Below are 7,089 nucleotides of genomic sequence, written 5' to 3'. Positions count from 1 at the left end.
GACGTACAAAACGTACGTTTTGTACAAAATTCACGGCCGCCGGCCTCCGCTCAATGATAGCGGAATTCACCCACCACGTTGCGCCATTCGCCCGGCGAGATCATCTTGCGATGGGTGAACCGGACCGAGTGCAACGGCCCCTCGATCTCGTCGTGCCAGAACTCGATGAACTCGAACAGCCGGGGATGATCCGGCGCCAGGTCGTAGTCCTGCCAGATAAAGGTGTTCAGGACATGGGCGTAATCGGGCATGTGATAAAAGAACTCGGCCGTGGTCAGGCCATACCCCTTGAGCATCAGCTCGGTCTCAGACTCCTGCATCGTTTTTACCTCGTTTGACAACTCGTAGGTAAATGCTGCCAAGCAAATCTTTACTTATCAATAAAAACAGTGTGTTAGCAGACCTGACCGCTGGCTGCCAAAATGCGCCCGCGGGCCGCCATTGCACCCTACAGATAGTCTCTGATATACACCTCTCAACAAGATATGGCAGATCAACTGACAGGCCCCTGACGTGAGCAATACGCCCGAACCCCCTGAAAATACAGACGAAAATCGTCCGGCGCCGCGCGGCCCCTCGATCTCGATCGAAAACGAGATGAAGTCGAGCTACCTCGACTACGCCATGTCGGTCATCGTCAGCCGCGCGATTCCGGATCTGCGCGACGGGTTAAAACCTGTGCACCGGCGCATCCTCTACGCCATGTACGAGGGCAATTACACGCCCGACAAGGCCTATCGGAAGTCCGCGAAATCCGTCGGCGAGGTGATGGGCAACTATCACCCGCACGGCGATTCCGCGATCTACGACGCGCTTGTGCGGATGGCGCAGGATTTCTCCATGTCGCTGCCGCTGATCGACGGTCAGGGCAACTTTGGCTCGATGGACGGCGACCCGCCCGCCGCCATGCGTTACACCGAAAGCCGCCTGGCGAAATCCGCGCTGGCCCTGCTGACGGATATCGACAAGGAAACCGTTGATTTCCAAGACAACTACGACGGCAAGGAACGTGAACCCACGGTCCTGCCCGCGCGCTATCCCAACGTGCTGGTCAACGGCGCCGAGGGCATCGCCGTCGGCATGGCAACCCGGATTCCGCCCCACAACCTGGGCGAGGTGATCGACGCGACGCTGGCGCTGATCGAAAACCCGGACATGTCGACCGAGGAACTGATCGAATACATCCCCGGGCCGGACTTCCCGACCGGGGGCGTGATCCTTGGCCGCTCGGGCGCGCGCAAGGCCTACCTGGAATGCCGCGGCAGCGTCATCATCCGCGCCAAGACCCGGATCGAGGAGATCCGCAAGGATCGCTATGCCATCGTCATCGACGAGATCCCCTACCAGGTGAACAAGGCCACGATGATCGAGCGCATCGCAGAGGCCGCGCGCGACAAGAAGATCGAGGGCATCGCCCACGTTCAGGACGAATCCGACCGCGACGGTGTGCGCGTGGTGGTCGAACTCAAACGCGACGCCACCGCCGAGGTGGTGCTGAACCAGCTGTTCCGCTTTACGCCGATGCAGGTCAGCTTTGGCTGCAACATGCTGGCGCTGAACGGCGGCAAGCCCGAGCAACTGACGCTGTACGGGTTTCTCAGCGCTTTCATCGACTTCCGCGAAGACGTGGTGGCGCGGCGCACCGCCTACCTGCTGCGCAAGGCCCGCGAACGGTCGCACATCCTCTGCGGTCTGGCCGTTGCCGTGTCGAACGTCGACGAAGTGGTCGCCACGATCCGCTCCAGCGCGGATGCCCCCGAGGCACGCCAGCGCCTGATGGAACGTCGTTGGCCGGCAGAAGAGATCCTGCCCTATATCGCGCTGATCGACGATCCGACCCACAAGGCCAACGAGGACGGCACCTACAACCTGTCCGAAACCCAGGCCCGGGCCATCCTGGAGCTGCGCCTGCAGCGCCTGACCCAGCTGGGCGTCAAGGAAGTCACCGACGAACTCGAAGACCTGGCCGCCAAGATCAAGGATTACCTCGATATCCTGTCCTCGCGCGAGCGCATCATGGGCATCATCAAGGATGAGATGACCGAGATCCGCAACGAATTCGCGGTGCCGCGCCGGACCGAGATCACCGAATGGGCCGGCGACCTCGAAGACGAGGACCTGATCGAACGCGAAGACATGGTCGTCACCGTGACCCAGTCCGGCTACATCAAGCGCACTGCCCTGGCCGATTTTCGCGCCCAGAAACGCGGCGGCAAGGGCCTGTCCGGGATGTCGACCAAGGACGACGACGTTGTCACCACGCTCTTTGTCGCCAATACGCACACGCAGCTTCTGTTCTTCACCACCGATGGCATGGCCTACAAGCTTAAGACATGGCGCCTGCCGCTGGGCGGGCGGACCTCCAAGGGCAAGGCCATCGTCAACATCCTGCCGATCCCCTCGGGTGTCTCGATTGCGGCGATCATGCCCGTCGACCGGCCCGAGGCAGACTGGGACGACCTGCAGATCGTCTTTGCCACCAACAAGGGCAGCGTGCGCCGAAACAAGCTTTCGGATTTCACCAACGTCATGCGCAACGGCAAGATCGCGATGAAGTTCGAGGATGAGGACATGCGCCTGATCAACGCGCGCATCTGCTCCGAGGATGACGACGTCATGCTGGTGACGAACTCTGGCCGGGCGATCCGTTTCCCCGTGCCCGAGGTCCGCGTCTTCAACTCGCGCAATTCCACCGGCGTGCGCGGCGTCCGCCTCTCCAATGGCGACGAGGTCGTGTCGATGTCGGTGATCCGCCATTTCGACGCCACATCGGACGAACGTGCCTCCTACCTCAAGATGCGGCGCGCGATGGCCGGGCTGACCGACGAGGCCGAGACCCCCGAAGAGGAGGAAGGCAATGCCGACAGCGCCATCACGCAGGAACGCTATGCGCAGATGTCGGCGGCGGAAAACCTGATCCTAACGATCACCGCCAAAGGCCTGGGCAAGCTGTCGTCGAGCCATGACTACCCGGTGCGCGGCCGAGGCGGCATGGGCGTCACCGCCTGGGAGAAATCCATGCGCGGCGGCGAAATCGTCGCCTCCTTCCCGGTCGAGCTTGACGACCAGATCATGCTTGCTACGTCGACCGGTCAGTCGATCCGCGTGCCGGTGGACGGCATTTCCTTCCGGTCGCGCAGCGCGGGCGGGGTCAGGGTCTTCAACACCGGCACGGGTGAAACCGTGGTTTCCGTGGCCTGGATCGCCGATCAGGGCGAGACGGACACCGAAACCGAGCAGGACTAAAACAGACTAGGGATTTCCGGCGCCATGCGCATCATTTCACTCCTGATTACGCTGGTGGCCTTTGGCGCGGGTGTATTCTTCATGTACGCACGTTACGAACGCTACCAGCAGAACCAGAGGATCGAGGCACAGAACGACCGCAAGAATGACGCCAACCGGGTCATCAAGCTGATCAACTCCTTTGACGGTCGGTCGCGCGATTGCACCGACTGGTTCGTTGGCCTGTCGACCGGAAGTTTCGATCTGCCGACAACCACGCCCAGAACCGCGCTGATGTTCAGCGAGTCCTGCGGCGAGAGCATGGTCAAACGTGCGGACGAAGCCAGCGACCTGGTCAACAGGTTGGCCTCGCAGGAAGAGTCGCAGCCGGGCCGCACGGAGTTCCTGACCGAGGCCCGCGCCCTGATCGAGGCCTATCGCAGCCAGTCCGACGATTTCTCGCAGGCCTACAGGATCCTGAGCACGGCGCCGGACCAGGACGCCCGGTCTGCCCTGCGCCCGCAGGTGGCCCAACTGGTCAACCGGGCGATCCCTGCGATCAATCGGGGTCTCGGCAATTTCGAATCCGCGCGCAAGGCGTTTATCTACCCCAACAGCTGATCCGCGTTCATTCCAAAAACAAAAGGGCGGGGCCGCAATCGCGGTCCCGCCCTTTTGCATTGCCGGTATCAATCCGTGCCCGAGGCCGAGCCCACGGCAAGCACCGCCAGCACACCGCCCGCGATGATCGCCGGGGCCAGTGCAAAGGGGTCACCATCGGCGACCGCCGCACCATCGACTCGGCGGCAAAAGCGCAAGACCTGTCCGTCACGCTCTTCGGTGTCGGGGCGACAATTGTAGGTGACACCGTTGGCGCCCAGCACCTGCACTGTGTAGACAGGCACGCCGGACGGACCGATCACCCGGGCCTCGGTCGTGGCCTGGGCAAGGGCAGGCTGTGCTAGACCGGCGCAGAGGCCCGTGGCCAAGAGAATCTGTTTCATGATCGTTACTCCACTGACTGGTTCAACGATCCCTGTCGTGCCAAAGCGCCGCCGGAGCCGAAACGGGAAAAACGCGCGGCTTGGATCAGGACGCGCGGGCCTCGGCAGACACCCGCGCGCGCCCTTATCAAAGTCCGTAGATGGCGCTGAACTTCTCTTCGAGATAGTCGAGCAGCGGCGCCTCTGAGGGGGCCGCGCCACTGGCCTTCTCGATCACCTCGCGCGGGGTGTAGAGGCCGCCATGCTGCTGAAGGTTGTCTCGCAACCAGTCCGTGGCGCCCGAGGTATCGCCCTGTGCCAATTGCCCGTCCAGCCCGGGCACGGCATCGCGCAGCGCCTTGTAAAGGCAGCCTGCATAGACATTGCCCAGCGAATAGGTCGGGAAATAGCCGAACAGACCGGCGGACCAGTGCACGTCCTGCAGGACCCCGTCCGAGGGCTTGTCCACCGCGAACCCGAAATCGGCGAGGAAACGGTCGTTCCAAGCGGTTTCCAGGTCATCGACCTGCAGGTCGCCGGAAATCAGCGCCCGTTCCAGATCAAAACGCAACAGGACGTGCAGGTTGTATTGCAGCTCGTCCGCCTCGGTCCGGATATAGCCGTTGCGCACCTTGTTGACCGCGGCATAGAACCCGTCTTCGTCGGCGATGCCGATATCCCCGAAGGTGTCCCGCATCTGGCCATAGAGCCAGCCGGTGAAGGCGCGCGAGCGGCCCAGCTGGTTCTCGTAGATCCGGCTCTGGCTTTCATGCACCCCCATCGAGACCCCCGCTCCCAGTGGGGTCAGGCGATAGCGCGGGTCGATGTTCTGTTCATAGCTGCCGTGGCCGACCTCGTGGATGGTCGAGTAGAAACAGTTGAACGGTTCCAGCGGCATGGTGCGCGTGGTGATGCGCACATCGTCACCCGAGCCGGAGCTGAACGGGTGCACCGCCTTGTCCACCCTGCCCCGCCGCATGTCATAGCCAAAGGTCTTGGCCAGCAGGCGGGCCAGTTTCATCTGCCCGGCCTCGTCAAAGGCACCGGACAGGCCCTGTGGTGCCGGTTTCGCCAGCACGGCCTCGCGCAGCGCGACCAGCCGGGGCCGCAGGGCGCCGAACATCGCCTCAAGGTCGGCGGCCTTGGCACCGGGTTCATAGTCATCCAGTAGCGCGTCATAGACATCGCCACCCGCGGCCAGCGCAGCGCCTTCCTCTTGCCTCAGTGCGATGACCTCTTTCAGCGCCGGGGCAAAAGCCGCAAAATCGTCATCCGCCCGCGCCTCGGCCCAGATCACGTGGCTGCGGCTGACCATGCGGGCAATTTCCGAGGCAAGCCGTTCGGGCACACGCACGCTGCGGTCATGGCTGCGCCGGATGTGGCGCAGTTGCGCGCGGGCGACCGGATCGAGGTTTTCCTCGGCGATCGCCGCCAGCCAGTCCCCGATGCGCGGGTCTGTGCGACGCTGGTGCAGGATCGCCTCCATCGCGGCGCGTTCATCGCTGCGCTGGTCGGCCGCCCCGCGCGGCATCATGGTTTCCTGGTCCCAGCTCAACCGTCCCGCGACCTGCGCCAGCGCCTCGGTGTCGCGCTGGAAGGCCATCAAATCGTCGTATGCACTCATTCAGCTCGTGCCTCTTATACTTTGTGGTGCGGGATAGCGCGCGGCAAACCGCGCCCGCAATATCAGTGCCAATAGTGCGACCGCCCCCAGCTGGTGCACGATGGCAATATGCCAGGGCGCGGCATACACAACCGTGACGATACCCAGCACAACCTGCACGAACAAGACGGCAAAAACAGCGTTGAACCGGAAGCGCGTATCCCGGTTGGCGGACCGCCGCGCGCGCAGCCAGACCACGACACCGAAGGCAAACAGCAGATAGCCCGTGACGCGGTGCATGAACTGCACCAGCCCGGCATTCTCGAAGAAGTTCCGCCAGAGCGGCTCGAAGTCAAAGGCGTTCGAGGGGAAGACCTCGCCGCCCATCAGCGGCCAGTCGTTATAACTGCGGCCCGCGTCGATCCCGGCCACCAGCGCGCCCAGCAGGATCTGCAGAAAGGCGAAATGCATCAGCCCCGTTGCCATCGAGAACAGCTTTGGCTCAGCGCTGCGCCGGGCCTGCATCAGGGCGCGTTCCTCGTAGGTCAGATGATAGACGTACCAGGCGATCAGCCCGAGGATGACAAAGGCAAGCCCCAGGTGCGTTGCCAGGCGATAGGAGGCCACGTCCAGCATTTCGCCGCCCAGGCCCGAAGACACCATCCACCAGCCGATGGCCCCCTGCAGTCCACCCAGGGCCCCCAGGCCCAGCAACCGCCCTGTCCAGCCCGGCGGGATTGCCTTGGCCAGAAGAAATCCGAAAAAGCCCAAGGCCCAGACAAGGCCGATCACCCGGCCAAGTTGGCGATGACCCCATTCCCACCAATAGATCGTCTTGAACTCGGACAGCGACATGCCCTTGTTCTGCAGCTGGTACTCGGGGATCTGCCTGTATTTCTCGAACTCGGCATCCCACTCGGCCGCGTTCAACGGCGGCAGCGCCCCTGTGATCGGTTTCCACTCGGTGATCGACAGGCCGGAATCCGTCAAACGTGTCAGCCCACCGACCGCGATCATCACCACCACCAACAGGAAAAGCAGCATCAGCCAGAGGCGCACCGCACCGCGCGCCCCGCGTTTCCCCGCGTCGATCATGCCGCCTGCCGGGGCCGCCGGTTTCTGCGTGCCCTCGCTCACTTCCTCGAACAGCTTGCGTTTCTCTGCCATCCCAGCCTCCGCATTTTGACCGGACAGTAGAGCGCCCGACCGGGGCCTTCAAGCGGCCCCCCTGCGGCATGTCGCGGGGTCCGGAATACCTCCGTCAGGAATGCCTGACTT

6 protein-coding genes are annotated in these 7,089 nt (G+C 63.2%); 2 read left to right on the top strand and 4 right to left on the bottom strand.

The window, feature by feature from the left end; translation table 11 throughout:
• Positions 1–50 precede the first annotated feature (50 nt).
• The gene (locus PVW46_RS13485) at positions 51–320 is read right to left on the bottom strand and encodes an usg protein (protein ID WP_043138631.1); all 270 of its coding nucleotides are present in this window, start codon (positions 318–320) and stop codon (positions 51–53) included.
• A gap of 193 nt (positions 321–513) precedes the next feature.
• On the opposite strand from PVW46_RS13485, the gene gyrA reads away from it, so the two are divergent.
• Together gyrA and PVW46_RS13475 are read left to right on the top strand one after the other, a co-directional pair.
• Positions 514–3,246 carry a DNA gyrase subunit A gene (gene gyrA, locus PVW46_RS13480; RefSeq protein WP_069208908.1) on the top strand — a complete coding sequence of 911 codons (2,733 nt, stop codon included), beginning with the start codon at positions 514–516 and terminating at the stop codon, positions 3,244–3,246.
• Between the two features lie 24 nt (positions 3,247–3,270).
• Complete coding sequence (locus PVW46_RS13475) at positions 3,271–3,846, top strand: hypothetical protein (protein ID WP_069208909.1); 576 nt, start codon at positions 3,271–3,273, stop codon at positions 3,844–3,846.
• Positions 3,847–3,914: 68 nt separating this feature from the next.
• Here the strand turns inward: PVW46_RS13475 and PVW46_RS13470 are convergent, their stop codons facing one another.
• From PVW46_RS13470 to ctaA, 3 genes are all read right to left on the bottom strand, one after another.
• Positions 3,915–4,229 carry a hypothetical protein gene (locus tag PVW46_RS13470; protein ID WP_052244327.1) on the bottom strand — a complete coding sequence of 105 codons (315 nt, stop codon included), beginning with the start codon at positions 4,227–4,229 and terminating at the stop codon, positions 3,915–3,917.
• 127 nt (positions 4,230–4,356) lie between these two features.
• The gene (locus tag PVW46_RS13465; RefSeq protein ID WP_069208910.1) at positions 4,357–5,832 is read right to left on the bottom strand and encodes a carboxypeptidase M32; all 1,476 of its coding nucleotides are present in this window, start codon (positions 5,830–5,832) and stop codon (positions 4,357–4,359) included.
• Entirely contained in the window at positions 5,833–6,978 is a 1,146-nt protein-coding gene (gene ctaA, locus PVW46_RS13460; RefSeq protein WP_069208911.1) for a heme A synthase, read from the bottom strand. It lies immediately after the preceding gene.
• Positions 6,979–7,089: the final 111 nt, after the last annotated feature.

Source organism: Mameliella sp. AT18, from assembly GCF_028807275.1.
In the GTDB taxonomy this organism is placed as follows: domain Bacteria; phylum Pseudomonadota; class Alphaproteobacteria; order Rhodobacterales; family Rhodobacteraceae; genus Antarctobacter; species Antarctobacter albus.
This window is presented reverse-complemented; position numbering and strand designations above follow the sequence as displayed.